The sequence below is a fragment of the Pseudomonas koreensis genome (assembly GCF_012986595.1).
In the GTDB taxonomy this organism is placed as follows: domain Bacteria; phylum Pseudomonadota; class Gammaproteobacteria; order Pseudomonadales; family Pseudomonadaceae; genus Aquipseudomonas; species Aquipseudomonas koreensis.
On sequence record NZ_JAAQYM010000005.1, the window covers coordinates 587,647 to 604,877 of the forward strand.

The 17,231-nt window shown below is 62.8% G+C and carries 16 protein-coding genes; 12 read left to right on the top strand and 4 right to left on the bottom strand.

The window, feature by feature from the left end:
* Positions 1–59 precede the first annotated feature (59 nt).
* The 7 genes from HBN98_RS18450 to HBN98_RS18480 all read left to right on the top strand — a co-directional run bounded on the left by HBN98_RS18450 (position 60) and on the right by HBN98_RS18480 (position 7,628).
* Positions 60–1,127, top strand: coding sequence for a DUF2333 family protein (locus HBN98_RS18450; RefSeq protein WP_064585790.1), 1,068 nt, complete (start codon positions 60–62; stop codon positions 1,125–1,127).
* A gap of 3 nt (positions 1,128–1,130) precedes the next feature.
* Positions 1,131–1,688 (top strand): NUDIX hydrolase, encoded by a 558-nt coding sequence (locus HBN98_RS18455; protein WP_064585791.1) that lies wholly within the window; start codon positions 1,131–1,133, stop codon positions 1,686–1,688.
* 188 nt (positions 1,689–1,876) lie between these two features.
* A complete protein-coding gene (locus HBN98_RS18460; RefSeq protein ID WP_064585792.1) occupies positions 1,877–2,248 on the top strand; it encodes a translation initiation factor Sui1 in 372 nt (123 codons plus the stop codon).
* Positions 2,249–2,465: 217 nt separating this feature from the next.
* A complete protein-coding gene (gene speA / locus HBN98_RS18465; protein ID WP_064585793.1) occupies positions 2,466–4,379 on the top strand; it encodes an arginine decarboxylase in 1,914 nt (637 codons plus the stop codon).
* 232 nt (positions 4,380–4,611) lie between these two features.
* The gene (locus HBN98_RS18470; RefSeq protein ID WP_083367128.1) at positions 4,612–5,949 is read left to right on the top strand and encodes a type VI secretion system Vgr family protein; all 1,338 of its coding nucleotides are present in this window, start codon (positions 4,612–4,614) and stop codon (positions 5,947–5,949) included.
* Positions 5,946–6,740 (top strand): DUF4123 domain-containing protein, encoded by a 795-nt coding sequence (locus tag HBN98_RS18475; protein ID WP_083367127.1) that lies wholly within the window; start codon positions 5,946–5,948, stop codon positions 6,738–6,740. Before HBN98_RS18470 ends, HBN98_RS18475 begins: the two co-directional genes overlap by 4 nt.
* A gap of 12 nt (positions 6,741–6,752) precedes the next feature.
* Complete coding sequence (locus HBN98_RS18480) at positions 6,753–7,628, top strand: alpha/beta hydrolase (RefSeq protein ID WP_064585796.1); 876 nt, start codon at positions 6,753–6,755, stop codon at positions 7,626–7,628.
* On the opposite strand, the gene HBN98_RS18485 is transcribed toward HBN98_RS18480, so the two are convergent.
* Together HBN98_RS18485 and HBN98_RS18490 are read right to left on the bottom strand one after the other, a co-directional pair.
* On the bottom strand, positions 7,622–8,971 hold the full coding sequence (locus HBN98_RS18485; protein ID WP_083367126.1) for an MATE family efflux transporter: 1,350 nt from the start codon (positions 8,969–8,971) through the stop codon (positions 7,622–7,624). The two genes, HBN98_RS18480 and HBN98_RS18485, sit on opposite strands and share 7 nt — an antisense overlap.
* A gap of 161 nt (positions 8,972–9,132) precedes the next feature.
* Entirely contained in the window at positions 9,133–9,426 is a 294-nt protein-coding gene (locus tag HBN98_RS18490) for a hypothetical protein (protein WP_007963021.1), read from the bottom strand.
* A 140-nt stretch (positions 9,427–9,566) separates the two neighbouring features.
* Here HBN98_RS18490 and HBN98_RS18495 point away from each other — a divergent pair, with 140 nt between their 5' ends.
* The 5 genes from HBN98_RS18495 to HBN98_RS18515 all read left to right on the top strand — a co-directional run bounded on the left by HBN98_RS18495 (position 9,567) and on the right by HBN98_RS18515 (position 14,012).
* Entirely contained in the window at positions 9,567–9,869 is a 303-nt protein-coding gene (locus tag HBN98_RS18495; protein ID WP_007951009.1) for a MazG-like family protein, read from the top strand.
* On the top strand, positions 9,869–10,618 hold the full coding sequence (locus HBN98_RS18500; RefSeq protein ID WP_064585798.1) for a methyltransferase: 750 nt from the start codon (positions 9,869–9,871) through the stop codon (positions 10,616–10,618). Before HBN98_RS18495 ends, HBN98_RS18500 begins: the two co-directional genes overlap by 1 nt.
* A 12-nt stretch (positions 10,619–10,630) precedes the next feature.
* Complete coding sequence (locus HBN98_RS18505; protein ID WP_064585799.1) at positions 10,631–11,239, top strand: DUF4136 domain-containing protein; 609 nt, start codon at positions 10,631–10,633, stop codon at positions 11,237–11,239.
* A gap of 51 nt (positions 11,240–11,290) precedes the next feature.
* On the top strand, positions 11,291–11,848 hold the full coding sequence (locus HBN98_RS18510) for a DUF4136 domain-containing protein (protein ID WP_083367125.1): 558 nt from the start codon (positions 11,291–11,293) through the stop codon (positions 11,846–11,848).
* Between the two features lie 166 nt (positions 11,849–12,014).
* Positions 12,015–14,012 carry a pilus assembly protein TadG-related protein gene (locus HBN98_RS18515; RefSeq protein WP_083367124.1) on the top strand — a complete coding sequence of 666 codons (1,998 nt, stop codon included), beginning with the start codon at positions 12,015–12,017 and terminating at the stop codon, positions 14,010–14,012.
* On the opposite strand, the gene HBN98_RS18520 is transcribed toward HBN98_RS18515, so the two are convergent.
* Complete coding sequence (locus HBN98_RS18520; protein ID WP_083367123.1) at positions 14,009–16,756, bottom strand: PAS domain-containing sensor histidine kinase; 2,748 nt, start codon at positions 16,754–16,756, stop codon at positions 14,009–14,011. The genes HBN98_RS18515 and HBN98_RS18520 overlap by 4 nt on opposite strands.
* The gene (locus HBN98_RS18525; RefSeq protein WP_083367122.1) at positions 16,753–17,199 is read right to left on the bottom strand and encodes a TadE/TadG family type IV pilus assembly protein; all 447 of its coding nucleotides are present in this window, start codon (positions 17,197–17,199) and stop codon (positions 16,753–16,755) included. The genes HBN98_RS18520 and HBN98_RS18525 overlap by 4 nt, the downstream gene beginning before the upstream one ends.
* Between the last annotated feature and the right edge of the window lie 32 nt (positions 17,200–17,231).

Below are 17,231 nucleotides of genomic sequence, written 5' to 3' on the forward strand. Positions count from 1 at the left end.
CACGTTGTTGTATGGTTGTGGTCGAACCGTTGAACCCAAGTGATTGAAAGGATATCGCCATGCTGGACTGGAAGAACCGCGCGGGCAGCGCGCCTGAACGTGCCGCTGAGCCGAAGTCGGCCACCCGCAGCTATGTAGGCGGGCTGCTGTTCAGCCGCGCGCTGGCCACGTTGATCGGCATTTATCTGCTGGTGACGATCGGCCTCGGCTGGTACTGGAGCCAGGAGCCGGCGCTGTTCCCGGTGGCGCAGAACGCCCAGGTTGCGGCCGAGAAAGAAGGCAAGCAGATGGTCGTCGGCTACACCACCGTCGAAACCCTCAAGACCGTGGCCGGCACCTTGCTGGACAAACCGGGCGGCTATATTTCCAACGATCGTTTCCCGCCGGGCCTGTGGATGGACAACATGCCGAGCTGGGAATACGGCGTGCTGGTGCAGGTGCGCGACCTGACCCGCGCGCTGCGCAAAGACTTCGCCCGTTCGCAGTCGCAATCGGCCGAAGACGCCGATCTGGCCAAGGCCGAGCCGCGTTTCAACTTCGACAACAAGAGCTGGATCCTACCGTCGAGCGAGTCGGAATATCAGGAAGGCATCAACTCCCTGAGCCGTTATCAGGCACGTCTGTCTGACCCTAGTCAGAAAAACGCCCTGTTCTACGCGCGCGCCGACAACCTGAACAACTGGCTGGGCGATGTCGGCACCCGTCTGGGTTCGCTGTCGCAGCGTCTGTCGGCCAGTGTTGGCCGGGTCAAGCTCAACACCGCGCTGAAAACCGAAGTCCCGGCCGTAGGCGAAGTGCCGCAGGTTGACGAGGAAGTCGTCGAGACTCCGTGGATGCAGATCGACAACGTGTTCTACGAAGCCCGCGGTCAGGCCTGGGCGCTGTCGCACCTGCTGCGTGCCATCGAAGTGGACTTCGCCGATGTGCTGGCGAAGAAGAACGCCACGGTCAGCGTGCGCCAGATCATCCGTGAGCTGGAAGCGTCGCAAGAGCCGGTCTGGAGCCCGATGATCCTCAACGGCAGCGGCTTCGGTGTGTTGGCCAACCACTCGCTGGTCATGGCCAACTACATTTCCCGGGCCAACGCCGCAGTGATCGATCTGCGCCAACTGCTCAATCAGGGCTGAGTCATGGTCGATAGCGCCAAAGAGGCGGCCCACCGCGCCGCCTCCGATGCCGAACAGATCGCCTGGGTCGACGAGCAGGACAACCTGCTCGGCGCTCTGGTGCGGGCCGATTTGCGTGAACGTGGCCTGATCGGGCGCGGCACCTACATCATGCTGTTCAACTCTGCCGGCGAACTCTGTGTACACCGGCGCACCTTGAGCAAGGCCATTTACCCCGGTTACTGGGACGTGGCGGCGGGCGGCATGGTGCAGGCGGACGAGACTTACGCCGAGTCGGCGGCCCGTGAGCTGGAGGAAGAGTTGGGCGTGAGCGGCGTAGAACTCACCGCCCATGACCATTTCTTCTTCGAAGACACCGGCAATCGCCTGTGGTGTTCGGCGTTTTCTGCGGTGTGGGACGGCCCGTTGAAACTGCAGCCGGAAGAAGTCCTGGAAGCGCGCTTCATTCCGGTCGAACAAGTGCTGCTGGAAATCGAGCAAAAGCCTTACTGCCCGGACTCGCTGGCAGCGTTGAAGCGCTATCTCAAGGCTCAACAAAGCGACGTCGCAAAGAACTCATAAATTGGCGCCGATTGGCTCTTAGCAATTGCGCTTTTTGCCGTTACACTGCGCGACCTTTTCAAGCTGTACCGGCCTGCTTTTGCAGGAGCATCCGGTGCAGTAGCGCTGCCCCTGCCTGAGTGGGGCTTCGCGGTCGATAACCTTGCCCAAGGTTGCGATCAGTCTTTGTCCTCCCAAGAGGATTGCCGGTGGCCAAAAAAGCCGCATCCTTCGCCGCCCTTGGTGGCCTGGTATTTTCCACCGACGCAGGTCGTCATTGCCCGGAATGCAGTAAGCCGGTGGACGCCTGTATCTGCAAACAAACCGTGATCCCGGCCGGGGACGGCATTGCCCGCGTACGTCGCGAGAGCAAGGGCCGTGGCGGCAAGACGGTGACCACCATCACCGGCGTGCCACTGGCCGAAGAGGCCCTCAAGGAGCTTGCGACAACGTTGAAGAAACGTTGCGGCACCGGTGGGGCGTTGAAGGACGGGGTCATCGAAATCCAGGGCGATCATGTCGAGCTACTCTTGGCAGAGCTGATCAAGCACGGTTTCAAAGCGAAGAAGTCCGGCGGCTAGCAGCCTCTGTGAAAACCACCCGCGGCTTGATCCGGTTCTGCAATGTTCAGCGCCGGCGTCGTCTCCATGGTTTTCACAGAGCCTGTTCATACCGGTTTCTAAACTACACGCGGTCAGCGCGGTCTACCGCCGCGCTGACGAACCGTCATTTTCATTCTTTAGACTGCGCCGGCCTGAGATCAGGCGACGCACTATGACTTCTTTATAGGGGACTTCGATGTCCGTACGACGCACACGTAAAGACGATGGCAGCCAATGGACAGTTGCGGACAGCCGCAGTGTTTACGGGATTCGCCATTGGGGGGCCGGGTATTTCGCGATCAATGACGCCGGTCGCGTCGAAGTTCGTCCGAACGGCCCGAGCAGTTCGCCTATCGACCTGTTCGAACAGGTCGACCAACTGCGCAAGAGCGGCTTGTCCTTGCCGTTGCTGGTGCGTTTCCCCGACATCCTGCAAGACCGCGTCCGTCAGCTGACCGGTGCTTTCGACTCGAACATCGAGCGCCTGGAATACCAGAGCAAGTACACCGCGCTGTACCCGATCAAGGTTAACCAGCAAGAAGCGGTGATCGAGAACATCATCGCCACCCAGAACGTGTCCATCGGTCTGGAAGCCGGTTCCAAGCCTGAATTGCTGGCCGTGCTGGCGCTGGCGCCGAAGGGCGGCACCATCGTCTGCAACGGTTACAAGGACCGCGAGTTCATCCGTCTGGCACTGATGGGCCAGAAGCTCGGCCACAACGTGTTCATCGTGATCGAGAAAGAATCCGAAGTCGGCCTGGTGATCGAAGAAGCGGCCTCGCTCAAGGTCAAGCCACAGGTCGGCCTGCGCGTGCGCCTGTCGTCGCTGGCCTCGTCGAAGTGGGCGGACACCGGTGGCGAGAAATCCAAATTCGGTCTGTCGGCGGCGCAACTGCTGTCGGTGGTCGAGCGCTTCCGCGCCGCCGGCCTGGATCAGGGCATTCGCCTGCTGCACTTTCACATGGGCTCGCAGATCGCCAACCTCGCTGACTACCAGCACGGTTTCAAGGAAGCGATCCGTTACTACGGCGAGCTGCGCAACCTCGGCCTGCCGGTCGATCACATCGACGTCGGTGGCGGTCTGGGTGTCGACTACGACGGTACCCACTCGCGTAACGCCAGTTCGATCAACTACGACATGGACGACTACGCCGGTGTCGTGGTCGGGATGCTCAAGGAATTCTGCGATGCGCAGAGCCTGCCGCACCCGCACATCTTCTCCGAAAGCGGCCGCTCGCTGACCGCGCACCACGCGATGCTGGTGGTGCAGGTGACCGACGTCGAGAAGCACAACGACGAAATTCCGCTGATCGAAAACAAGGAAGCGCTGCCGGAAACCGTGCAGTGGCTGGTGGACCTGCTCGGTCCGACCGACATCGAAATGGTCACCGAAACCTACTGGCGCGCCACTCACTACATGAGCGACGTGGCCTCGCAGTACGCCGACGGCAAGCTGACCCTGGCGGAGAAAGCCCTGGCCGAGCAGTGCTATTTCGCCGTCTGCCGTCGCCTGCACAACTCGCTGAAGGCGCGCCAGCGTTCGCATCGCCAGGTGCTCGACGAACTCAACGACAAGCTGGCCGACAAGTACATCTGCAACTTCTCGGTCTTCCAGAGCCTGCCGGACACCTGGGCGATCGATCAGGTACTGCCGATCATCCCGCTGCATCGTCTCGATGAAGAGCCGCTGCGTCGTGCGGTGCTGCAAGACCTGACCTGCGACTCCGACGGCAAGATCAATCAGTACGTCGACGAGCAGAGCATCGAGACCAGCCTGCCGGTGCACGGTCTGAACGAGGGCGAGGACTACCTGCTGGGCGTGTTCCTGGTCGGCGCCTATCAGGAAATCCTCGGCGACATGCACAACCTGTTCGGTGACACCGACTCGGTGAACATCTACCAGAACGCCGATGGCAGCGTGTACCACGCCGGTATCGAAACCCACGACACCATCGAAGACATGCTGCGCTACGTGCACTTGTCGCCGGAAGAACTGATGACCCACTACCGCGACAAGTGCGCCAGTGCCCGCATCAGTGCCAGCGAACGCACGCAGTTCCTCGATGCCTTGCGTCTGGGCCTGACCCGCTCCTCCTACCTGTCTTCCTGAGATCGGTTGCGCTCCCGTCGGGTTGTCTGAAGTTTTTCCTCAAGCTGCGGAAAATTCGGATGACCCGGTGGGACATATCCCCAAAACCTCGCGAAATGTTTGGCCAACTGCACCAGCAAAGTCATTCGGTCTGCTTTTCGCGTAGGTCATTTCCTAAGTTGTACTTCTGCTCTCTACTCGGCCATGGCTCTCGGCGAGAATCCCCGGCCGCCCCTCCTGTAGAGATCCGCCCATGTTCGATTCAGTCAACGAGCCGTCGTTTCGTCTCGATGTAGCGGGGCTGCCCGAGCCCTTCGAGGTGTTGGCCTTTACCGGGAGTGAGGGCATCAGCGAGCCTTTTGCCTTTGACATCGACGTCATGATTGAAGACCCGCACCTGGACCTTGCCGGCCTGCTGCATCGCTGCGCTTTTCTGCAGTTCGGGCCTTTGGCCAATGGTCTGAACGGGCAGTTGCAGAGTGTCGTCCAGCATGAACACGGCGAGGGTTTGCGCTTATGTCGAGTGACGCTGGGGCCGAAGCTGAGTTGTCTGGCGTTGCGCTTCAGTCAGCGGATTTTCAGCGGCCGTTCGGTGCCGCAGATCCTGATGCAGGTGCTCAAGGAGCATGGGATCGTCGGATCACAGTGCCGCTTTGACCTGCGCGTCGAGTATCCGGCGCGCATTTTTTGCACCCAGTACCGCGAGTCTGACCTGCAATTTTTCCAGCGTCTGTGCGCGCAGGCGCGAATCCACTATTACTTCGAGCACGGGCGTGACGGGCATTGTCTGGTGTTCGGCGATGAGCCCGAACAATTGCCCAAGGCTGACGCGGCGTCATTCGATGACCTCGGCGAATCGCCGGCGCTGCGTCGCTGGCAACTGCAGGTGGGGACCCGACCCGGCGGCAAGGACAGCCTTGCGATGCACACGGCTGAAGGGCAATCGGATCTGCCGACCTTGCGCAGCGGCCAGTGGCTGTCGCTGCACGGTCATCCGTTTGCCGAGTGCAACCGTCACTGGTTGCTGAGGCGGATCGAACACCGCGCCGATACCGCCGCCGAGCCGCCCTACAGCAATCGTGTCCTCGGCGTCGCGCAGATGTTGGCGCCGGCTCCGGTCAGCGTTCAGGCCCGGCCGCGCATGCACAGTCTGCAACGGGCCTGGGTGGTGACGGTCGACGAGCCGCGTCCCGATCATTCGCGGCCGGTGGCGGTGCAGTTCGACTGGCTCTACCAGGGCGAAGGAGCCGCCGCGAGCCATTGCTGGCTGCCACTCGCGCCGGCGCTAACGGCGACTGCACTGGCGAGCCTGCATGAAGGTGTCGAAGTGGTGGTGAGCTTTCTTGAGGGTGATCCGGATCAGCCCGTGATCAGTGGCGTGCTGCAGGAGCCGGCGCGGGTCGATGACCGGGAAGATGAGCTGACCCTTCCCGATGAACTGCCCGGTGCAGGCTTCGCACAATGGCTGAAATCGGCGGAGCCCATGTTGTTGCTGTGCCTGATCCCCGGGGGCGGGAGTTACCAGCATTGTCCGGCGGCGGTGTGCAGTTGTCGGCTGCTCGCGGCGCTGGACCGGAGCGACGCACCATGAGCGGCGCGGCGCTTGAGCAACCTGCGCAGTGGTTGCTGCTCGATGGACCCGAATCCCCCCGGGCCCTGGCGCTCTTGCGCCAGAGCTTCGTCACGGTGCGGTGCTGGCCATTGTTCGACGGCACCGAGTTTCAACCGGTCAGCGATGCCGGCCCGGTATTGGTCGATTTGCAGGCGGAAGCCGGATTGGCCGCATTGTGTCACCACGACCCGCACACCTGGCGCGGCCTGCTGCTGGTGTGTGATGCCTCGGAACAGCGGCTGTTGAGTCATCTGCGGCGGATGCTGACGGTGTCCTTCGGCCTCAATCACCGGGCCTTGCTCGGCTATTACAACCGCCAGACCGCCAGTTATTTCTTCGATGCCTGCGATGCCGCCGAGTTGAGTCGCTGGCTGGGGCCGATCCGCCAGTTGCGCTGGTTCGGCGGCACCTGGGCGGACCGGGCAATCGGCAGTCTGGGCTGGCAACAATTGCGCAATCCGCAGTGGCCGGTCGAACCCCTGGGGAACGAACAAAGCCTCACCCCTCGTCAGCGCGAGCGGTTGCAGACGTGCCTGCTCGAGCAGCACATCTGGCGCTGGAGCCAATCGATGGGAACCGATTACTTGCAGATGGCCTCCCATGTCCAGCAGGGTCTGGCCCTGGGTTTCAGCGAACGGCCGGTGCTGGATGACTGGTTGTGGCTACGCTTGCACTATCCCCGGGCGAAACTGCCAGACATTCAGGGCGCGCTGACTTCGCAGGCGCGGCTCGAGCAGGTGCGGCGGCATTGGCAGAACGATCAATCTTGAGGTGCAGTGCTCATGGCAAATCCTTTGCGACGGCGGTTCGGCAGCATGCTTGGCGGGTTTCTGCTGCTGGCGCTGACGGGCTGCTCGCCGGTCAAGTTGCTGAATGCGCTTACACCCGCCGACACGTTCCACGGCACCACCGGCATTGCCTATGGCACTGACCCACGGCAGAAACTCGATGTGTACGTGCCGCGCCAGCCGCTGGAGGGCGCGCCGGTGGTGGTGTTTTTCTACGGTGGCAGCTGGAACAGCGGCGATCGTGGCGATTACACCTTTGTCGGTGAGGCACTGGCGTCGCGGGGAATCGTTGCGGTGCTGGCGGACTATCGGCTGTACCCGCAAGTGCGTTATCCGCTGTTCCTCGAGGATTCGGCGCAGGCGGTGGCCTGGACCCGGGCACACATCCGCGAGTTCTCCGGCAACCCGCAGCGTCTGTACCTGATGGGCCACAGCTCCGGCGCCTATAACGCGGCGATGCTGGCACTCGACCCTGGCCTGCTCGGTGCGGTGGGCATGTCGCCCAAGGACCTCAGCGGCTGGATCGGCCTGGCCGGGCCTTATGATTTTCTGCCGATCAAGAACGCCGACGTGCGTCCGGTGTTTTTCTGGCCGGACTCACCGCCGCAATCGCAGCCGATCAACCATGTCAGGCAGGGCGAACCCCCGGCGCTGCTGATCGCCGCGACCCGGGACAGTCTGGTCAATCCGACCCGCAACACCGAGGGCTTGGCGCGCAAGCTGCGCGAGGCCGGCGTGCCGGTTCAGGACCTGTACTACTCGCGCCCCAATCATGTGACGCTGGTGGCGGCTTTGTCGCGACCCCTTCGGCGTCTGGCGCCGGTGCTCGATCAGGTGGTTTCATTCGTCAAGCACACGCCGGCTCAGTGAACCCGACCGCTGAACCAGCCATCGTTACGCCGCAGCCACAGGGCGATGCCGCCCAGCGTCAGGCTGCGCAGGACCATGAACAACAGGAAAGATATCCACAGCCCGTGATTGCCCAGCCCCTGCAACGCCCAGGCGAACGGCAACAGCAGGGCGACGGTCAGCAGCATGCCGTTGCGCATTTCCCGGGCACGGGTGGCGCCAATGAACAGGCCATCGAGCAAATAACTCCAGACCGCAATCAACGGCAACACGGCCAGATACGGCAGATAGATGAACGCGGTGTCGCGCACGCTCTGGATGTCGGTCTGCATTTCGATGAACAGATGTCCGGCCAGCAGAAACAGCGCGGCGAAGCCGAGGCTGGCCAGCAGCGACCAGCCCCCGGCCACCACCAATGAACGCCGCAAGGCGAGCCGGTCGCGGGCGCCGATGGCGTGCCCGCACAAGGCTTCGACCGCATGCGCCAGACCGTCCAGGGCGTGTGCGGTCAGCAGCAGGCCGTTGAGCAGCAGGGCGTTGGCCGCCACCGTGGCATCGCCGAGCCGCGCGCCCTGCACGGTGATCAGGAAAAACACCGATTGCAACGCCAGGCTGCGGATGAAGATGTCGCGGTTGACCGCCAGCAGCGGGCGCCAGCTCTGCCACAGCTTCAAGGCCGCCCAGGCGATGTGCCCGGGATAGGCGCGCAATGCGCCACGGGTCAGCCACAGGCCGAGCAGGGCGCCGCTCCATTCGGCGATCACCGAGGCCCGCGCCGAACCGACCACGCCCCATTCCAGGCCCATGACGAACCACAGGTTGAGGGCGATGTTGATCAGGTTGGTGCTCAGCAGAATCGCCAGCGGCGCCCGGGCGTTCTGGGTGCCGAGAAACCAGCCGACCAGGGCGTAACTGGCCAGCGCTGCCGGCAGCCCGAATAACCGGGTGTGGAAAAAGTCGCGGGTCAGTTGATCGAGTTCCGCCGACGGCTGCATGAAATGCAGAGCGATACCGCTCAACGGTACGCCCACGGCGCCGAGCACGATCGCCAGCCCCAGCGCCAAGAGCAAGCCCTGCAACAGAATCTGCCGCAACGCCGCACCATCGCTGCGCCCGGCCGCCTGCGCGGCAAACCCGGTGGTGCCCATGCGCAGAAAACCCATGGCCCAGGCGAGAAAGGTGTAGAGGCTGGCGCCGACGGCCACGGCGCCCAACTGATGGGCGTGGGGCAGGTGGCCGATGACGGTGCTGTCGACCAGCGCCACCAGCGGCACGGAAATATTGGAAAGGATCATCGGCGCGGCGAGCGCCCAGACCTTGCGGTGAGTCGGGCGGTCGCGCCAGTCGGCAATCAGGTTGGACATGCGGGCTCCTTGGGGGAGCGGGGATTGTAGCGATTCATCGGGTTCGCAGTGCGTTCCATTGTGGGAGCGAGCCTGCTCGCGAAAGCGTCAGGTCTGTCAAAGCAGTGCTGAATGACACACCGGCTTCGCGAGCAGGCTCGCTCCCACAGGGGGCGGTGGTGTTAATGAATAATCCAGCTCAGCAACCACAACCCCAGCAGCAGCCAGATGATGCCGGCAATGATCGACGCATTCATGAACGCGCGGATCGCCGACCACAACAGCATCAAGCCAACGATCAACGCGAGGATGCTGATGATCGAGGTGTCCATGCCAAGCGTCTTGGCCAGGCCATCGACAAAGTTGCCGCCGGCATTGCTCAGAATGTTGAACAGGCCGCTGAGCCCATCGACGATGAAACGGATGATCGAACCAAGTGCCTGGCCGAGCCATTCGAAAAAGCTTTCTACCTGCATGTGTGCATCCTGATGAAAGGGCTGAGCCTTGGGCCACAGCGAAGGTGGCCGAGTTCCCTGCAAGCATAGAGGTTTTGCGCCGGTTAGGCCTTGCCTTCAGCCTGTATCCCCCCGAAGCTATACGCCTTCAGGAGAGCCCGATGAACCTTGTTGAACTGACTGAACGCCTGCACGCCATTCGCGACCGCAATGACTGGCGGCAATTTCATAGCCCGAAAAACCTGGCCATGGCCGCCAGTGTCGAGATGTCCGAACTGGTGGAGATTTTCCAGTGGCTGACCGAAGACCAGTCGCGCCAGTTGCCGGCGGACAAGCTGGCGCATGCCGGGCAGGAAGTCGGCGACATCGTGTTGTACCTGTTGCTGCTGTGCAGCGAGCTGGGGCTGGACATGAATGAAGTGGTGCGCAGCAAGCTCGCCGACAGCGAACGGCGGTTCAGCTGATGAGCGACCGGCATTTCGATCAGTTGGCGACCCGCTTCGCCGAAAAAATCTACGGCGGCGCCAAAGGCGCGATTCGCCTTGCGGTGTTGCAGGCTGACCTCGCCGAAGCGCTGCCGGATCGTCCGTTGCGCGTGCTGGACATCGGTGGCGGCCTCGGCCACATGTCGCTGTGGCTGGCCGAACGTGGCCATGAGATAACCTTTACCGAGCCGGCCGAGCCGATGCTCGAAGGTGCGCGTCAGCGCTTTGCTGAAGCCGGGCAGAGCGCAACGTTCATTCAGGCACCGTGGCAGGACCTGCTCGGCCAGCTCACTGAACCCTACGATCTGGTGATCTGCCACGCGGTGCTGGAATGGCTGGCCGAACCCCATGCGATTCTGCCGGTGCTGCATCAACTGACCAGGCCCGGTGGTTGGCTGTCGCTGGCCTTCTACAACCGCGATGCGCTGATCTACCGCAACCTGCTCAAGGGCCATTTCAAGAAAATGCGCAAGAACGTCATGGCCGGCGAAAAGCAGAGCCTGACCCCGCAGCAGCCACTCGATCCGCGGGAACTGGCGACGCAACTCGATGGCTTGTGGCAGGTCGAAAGCCAGAGCGGGGTTCGGGTTTTCCACGACTACATGCCGGTGGAATTCCAGGCTCGCGTCGAGCTGGCGGATTTGCTGGAGATGGAGCTCGCTCACCGTCGCCACCCAAGCTTCGCCGGGCTTGGGCGTTACTTGCACTGGATCTGCCGGCCGATCTGATCGGAGCACGAGATGAAAGCACAATCGGGGTTATTGCTGATCTGTCTGGGGTTGGCCGCCTGTCAGGGCAGCAATCCGTATGTGGCGCAATCGCTTCCCTTGCCACCGGCACCGCCGCAAGCGGCGAACACCTTTGATCGCAGTGCCTATCCGGCGCCACCGCGCGATTACGGGCGCTACCGCAGTTGGGCGTGGCTCAACGGGCAACTGCCGCCGGGCACCGCCTGGGCGGATTCGGCGCAAGTGGCCGAGGCGGTCAGCAATGCCCTCGATCAGCGGGGCTTGCGCCCGTTGCACGACAATCGCCCGGCCGACCTGTTAGTCAGTGCCAATCTGCGTCTGGAAACCCGTTTGCGTCAGGTGCAGGACGATTACGGCTACGGCGGATACAGCGGCTATGACCGATACGGTCGCGGGTACGGCATGTACAACAGCGTGCCGATCGTACGCACCTATCAGGAGCAGGTTGTGGTGGTGCAGGTCAATCTGTTCGACGCTGGCACCGGTCAACCGGTGTGGAGCGCCAGCGCCGAAACGGCCAACCAGGGTAGCCAACTCGTGCGCACCGACGCTATTCGCGAGGCTCTGGAAAAAGCCATGTCGGCCTATCCTCCGAGCTAATCTGTATGTGAGAGCGCACCGCAGGCTCAGGCTTTCAACCGGAGAACCACCATGTTCCGTCGTCTCGCTTTACTGGCCATGGCCGCGCTGCTCAGCGCCTGTGCCGGCAACCAGGTCAACCATGACTTCGATGCCAGCCGCGACTTTGCCGCCTATCGCAGCTGGAGCTGGAAGGAACCCGCCCTGCAATACCGCCCGGATGATCCCCGGATCAAAAGCGACCTGACCGAACAGCGCATCCGCCAGGCCGTCACCGATCAGCTGGATCAGCGCGGCTTGCGTCCGGCCGCTGCCGGCACCAAGGCTGACTTGAGTGTGCAGACGTATCTGATCGTCGAGGATCGTCAGCAGCAAGTCACCACCAACTATGGCGGCGGTTGGGGCGGCCCGTGGAACGGTTACTGGGGCGCGCCGATGTACAACGAAACCCGCAACATCACCTACAAAGTGGCGACCATTCAGATCGACCTGCTCGACGGCAAGGACGGCAAACTGGTGTGGCGCGGCAGCGATGAGCAAATGCTCAGCAGCACCCCCAATCCACAGGATCGCAGCAACGCGATTCGCGAAACGGTCGGCCGGATTCTGGCCAACTATCCACCGCGCTAAACCGGTGGACAAAACGGGAGCCCAAGCAGCTCCCGTTTTTTTTGCCCCGCCACAAAGCCCACAGGGTTTTGTGCTGCATCAAATGGCGCGTTGCCACTAGCGCCGTCTACACTCAAATCCACCATCGGAGGTAGCGCTCGGCAACGCGCCGGCAAAGGAGTGCGCCATGTCGCCTCGTTCGCAATTCAACGGCCCGGCCCGGCAACACGGGGCGATCGGGTTGATGGCGGCTGCCACCCTCAGTCTGGCGCTGGTGTTGATGCTGTTGGTGGTCGACACCGGTCGGTTGTACATGGAGCAGCGCAAGTTGCAGCGGGTGGTGGACAGTGCGGCGCTGGAAGCCGTCAGCCGCGGCGGCAACTGTCTGTCAGGCCTCAGCGCTGCCACTTATGCCGGGCAAAGCGCGGTGCGCAATGGCTACATCGTCGATGGCAACAATACGCTGACCACCACGTGCGGCAGCGTGCAGACCGCGGCCAGCGGACTGCGCGCGTTCACTGCGGATGCGACCCAGTCGACGGCGGTCAAGGTCGCGGCCAGTCGTACGGTGACCACCAGTTTTGCCGGTGGCGTACAAGCGTTGTTCACGGGTTCAGCGGTCAGCCTCAACACCACGCTCAATGCCTCGGCCGTCGCCGCGCAACCGACCCCGACGGTCGCGCAACTGAACATCCGCAGCACCCTGGCGAGCATCAATACCGCGCAGTCGAACATTCTCAATCCGTTGTTTTCCGGGCTGCTCGGCGGCAACGTCAACCTCACCGCCCTGGGCTGGGATGGCTTGCTCAATACCGACATCAACCTGCTCAGCTACCTCAACCAACTGGCAATCAACCTCAACGTCGCCGCGGGCAACTACACGCAACTGCTCAACACTCAGGCCACGGTCACCCAACTGATTCAGGCGGCCGCCACGGTGGTGCAACTCAATGGCGCGACGGCCACGGTGATCACCGCGCTGGGGCAACTGCAGGTGGCGGCGATCAACGCCGCACCGGTCAAGCTCGGCGACATCCTGCAGTTGCAAACCGGCACCACGGCGGCCGGGCTGGACGCCAATCTGCAACTGCTGCAATTGATTCAGGGCGTGGTGCAACTGGCCAACAGCAAAAGCGCGGTGGCCGCGACCCTGCCGATCAGTGTGCTGGGGCTGGCGAACGTTACGGTGCGGGTCAAGGTGATCGAGCCACCGCAATTCTCGGCGATTGGCGACCCGGCGCGGGCCAAGGCCAATCCATTAGGGCCGGACCGGATTTATGTGCGCACGGCGCAGATTCGCACGATGCTCTCGGTGAACCTGCCGGTGTTGAGCGGGGTGACCGGGCTGGTCAACGCGGTGTTGGGGCTGGTCGGCACATTGACCCCGACCCTCAATGCGCTGCTGAGTCTGAATCTGGTAGACACGCTGAACTCACTGGGCTGCCTGCTGGGCGCCGGTTGCGAGCAACTCGATCCGAAACTGCTGCCGAGCCCGCAAATCGATATCGCGCTGGATGCCGGCGGCGCGAAAAGTTATGTCACTGACTACAGTTGCCCGACCGGCAATACCGGCACCAAAAGTCTGACGGCCCACACCATCACGTCGATTGCGGACCTCAAACTTGGCAAGATTGATCCGACCAACGCTTTTTCATCGGCGGCCGAGCCGACGGTCGCGCCCTTGCCGCTGGTGGATCTGGGCATCGTGACCTGCCACAAGATCCTCGGCCTCGGCACCTGCGATGCCGCGACCCATGTTCAATACGGCGCGGGCGGCATCGCGATCAAACTCGATACTTCCGTCGCGCAGAATTCGCAGGATCTGGTGTTCTCCAGTGGCACGCCGTTCGCAACTCCGCCGAACCTCAAACTGCCCTCCAGCGTGCAATCGGCGATCCCCAGCAACAATATCGTCGCCAGCCTGAGTAACACCTTGGCGGGTATCAACCTGATCGTCTACCAACCGCTCGGCAGCAACCCCCTCGGCGCCATCGTCACCGGGGTGGCGTCGTTGATCAGTGATGTCACCAGCCGTTTGTTGCCCGTGGTGACCGGTGTCGTCAGCCCATTGCTCGACCCCTTGCTCAACAACCTGCTCAAAAGCCTGGGCATCAACCTGATGGACGTCGATGTCGGCGCCAACATGACCTGCGGCCAGACCGGCAAGGCCTATCTGGTGATCTAGACGTCCGGCGCCACGGGCAGCTCGATGCAGAAGCGTGCGCCTTCTCCCGAGTTGCGCACGCTCAAATGCCCGCCCATGTTTTCGATGATGCCGTAGCTCACCGACAGCCCCAGGCCCGTGCCGACCCCCACCGGTTTGGTGGTGAAGAAGGGTTCGAAAATCCGCTCCAGCAAACGCGGGTCGATGCCGCCGCCATTGTCCTCGACCCACAGCCGCACCTTGTGTTCATCGCGCTCGGCATAGATCGAGATCCAGGGCTTGAACGTCGAGTCCTTCTCGCGTTTGCCGAGCAGCGCATCGCGGGCGTTGACCATCAGGTTGATCAGCACCTGTTCCAGTTGATCGACATAACCGCGCACCTGCACGCTAAAACCGGTTTCGCTGATGCGCAGGTCGACGCCCTTGCCGCGCATGCCTTCGGCCAGCAATGACAGCGTGCCTTCGATGGCCGAGGCCGGGTTGAACAGTTGTTGCTCGATCTCCGAGCGACGCCCGAACACCCGCATGTGATCGACCACTTTTGCGGCGCGCTGCACCTGGGCGTCGATGCGGTTGAGTTTGTCGGTCAGGTAGTCGATCTGCACGTCGCCGTTGCCCAGACGCTTGAGCACGTTGACGATGGCCATGCGCATCACGTTCAGCGGCTGGTTGATTTCGTGAGCGAGACCTGTGGCCATTTCGCCGAGGGTGGCCATTTTCGCACTTTGCGTGAGTTGCTGCTGCGAGCGCCGCACCTCAGTGTTGTCGCGGCCCACGGCCTGCACTTCTAGCAGGCGCCCGTGTTCATCGAACACCCCGCGATCGGACCACACCCACCACGCGTGCTCGCGCCCGGGCAGTTGCAGACTGATTTCGGCAGTGCTCACCGGCAGTTCCGGGGTCAGCAGCGCCAGGCGTTGCACGAACGCTGCGCGCTGTTCGTCGGACATCCAGCTGCCCAGATCGACCCCCGGCAATTGTTCCGGCGTGCATTCCAGGTAGGTCGCCAGCGGCCGGTTGCCGAAGGTCAGGGTCAGGTCCGGGCGATAGCGGCAGATCATTGCCGGCGAGTCTTCCACCAGAATCCGATAGCGTTCTTCGCTGTGCCTGACCTGTTCGGCGGCGAGCGTCGCCTCGGTGACATCCAGCCACAGGCCCACGGCTTCGACCGGCAGGCCAAGGTCATTGCGCAGCAGCCTGGCTTCGTCGAGCAGCCAATGGTAGTCGCCGCCACGGTCGAGCACGCGATAACGCGCGCGCACCGAGCCTTCGCGTAACAACTGACGGGTGCGGGTGAAATACAGTTCGCGGTCTTCGGGATGAATCCGCTGCACCCAATCGGCGGTGCTGCAATCGTCCAGTGTCCAGCCCAGCAGGGGGCCCAGGCTGGCGCTGAAAAAAACCGGAATCAGCGCGCCTTCGACATAGCGCTGGACATAGATCACCGCCGGCGAACTGGCGATCAGGTTGTCCAGTCGCGCATGGGCGGCTTCGGCCCGTTGCTGCTGGTTCTGGATGTCGCTGATATCGAGCATGAACCCCACCAGCCGCCGCTGTTCGCCGGTGCCGGCGACTTGCCCCTGCACCCGATACCACAGCGGTGTTTGCTCAGGGCCGTTGCGGTGCAGGCGAACGCTCAGGGTCAGGGCCTCGCCGTGCAGTTGCAGGGCGTGCAGACGGCTGCGCAGTTCTTCGCGGTCGGCAGGGTGAATCAGCGCCAGCCAGTCCTGCTGCGAGATTCGGGCGCTGTCCGCAGGGAGCACTTCAAGCAGCGACGGCGCCAGCAGCACGTCGTCACCGAGTATTTCCCACCAGCCGGTGCCGAGCAGGGTTTGCAGCGATTCGAGGCGCTCGGTGTATTGATGATGCTGCTGGTCGCGCAGGCGACTGAGCAGCGGGCCGGCGAGGGCGCTGGTCAGTGACATCCAGTCGCGGTCGCTGAGGTGCGGCGCGGCAACGTCGACGGTGTAGAAGCCGCAGAGCAGCCACGCTACCACCCCGCGATCATCGCTGTAGGGGACGGCGAAGCCATCGGCGTTGCCGAACGTGGCTTCCAGTCGCGAATGTTCGTACAGCCCATGATGAGCGCCGAGGCGCTGCGGGGCGCTGCCGTTGAGGCTGTCGAGCGGTGTGCCCAGACGCTGGCCGTCCTGCCACAGCATCGGCGCATCGTGGGCGCGATACTGTTCGAAGATCTGCCAGCCCTGTTTCCGTTCGTCGAGCAGGGCGATGGCCAGGCACGGGATCCGCCAACGCTGGGCGATGGCCTGCAATTGCTCGCTAACCACCGCCGGCAGGCGCATCAGGCCGCAGGTTCGCAGGTGTTCGCTGATCTGCCCGGCGAGGGCCTGACAGGATTCACGGTGGCGTGATTGCTGGCGCTCCAGCAGCAGGTCGCCGATGTCCATCAATTGCAGCGTCCAGCCCTCGGCCGAAGGCTGCACCCAGCCGCGCAGGTGCAAGGTCTGATCGCTGAGGCCGGGGAAATCCAGGTCGAGCATTTGCCCTTGCCAGTCTTGCGGGCGACCTTCAATCGCCAGCGTGCTGTGCGCCAGTAAATATGCCGACAGCGGTAACGGTGACTCATGGGGCGGCTGTTGCGCCAATTGGTGACGCAACGGCCCGGCTAGCTGCACCACGCGGCCGTCGTGGTCCAGATGCAGGTGCAGGCCCAGCGTCGGTGAGCCGAGAGCGTCGGGCAGTTCGTTGGCAGGCGCAGGCGTGCGTCTGAGCAGGCGCCCGAACAGCGTATCGCCGGTGGTCAAAATTTCAGGCTCGAGGCGGCGCTAAGGGTGGCGGGCAGGCTCGGCACTGCACCCACGCCCGGCAACACCAGAAACGGGATGACCTGATTGAGCTTGCTGGTGGGATAGTCGACCCTGACCGTCAGTGTGCCCTGACTGGCGTCATACACCGCCGACGTATCGACGCCGACCACCAGGTTCAGCGTCGATGGCACCCACTGCAATTGCTGGGTCAACGCGGTGTTGGCGGTGCTCACCACCACGCTGGCGTAACCGGGTGTATTGGGGTCGACCGCGACGCTGCGGCGCACCGCTTCGGACGTTGCCTCGTTGAAGGTCTGCATCAACACAAACGGCAAGCTGTAACTGACCAGTGCGTAGAACACAGCAAAAAAAATCACGAATACCAAGGCGAATTCGATCGCCACTGCGCCTGCCTGTGATTTTGCGAAGCCGGTTTTCATGACTGCGTCTACCCTGACGTTCACTGCGTAGT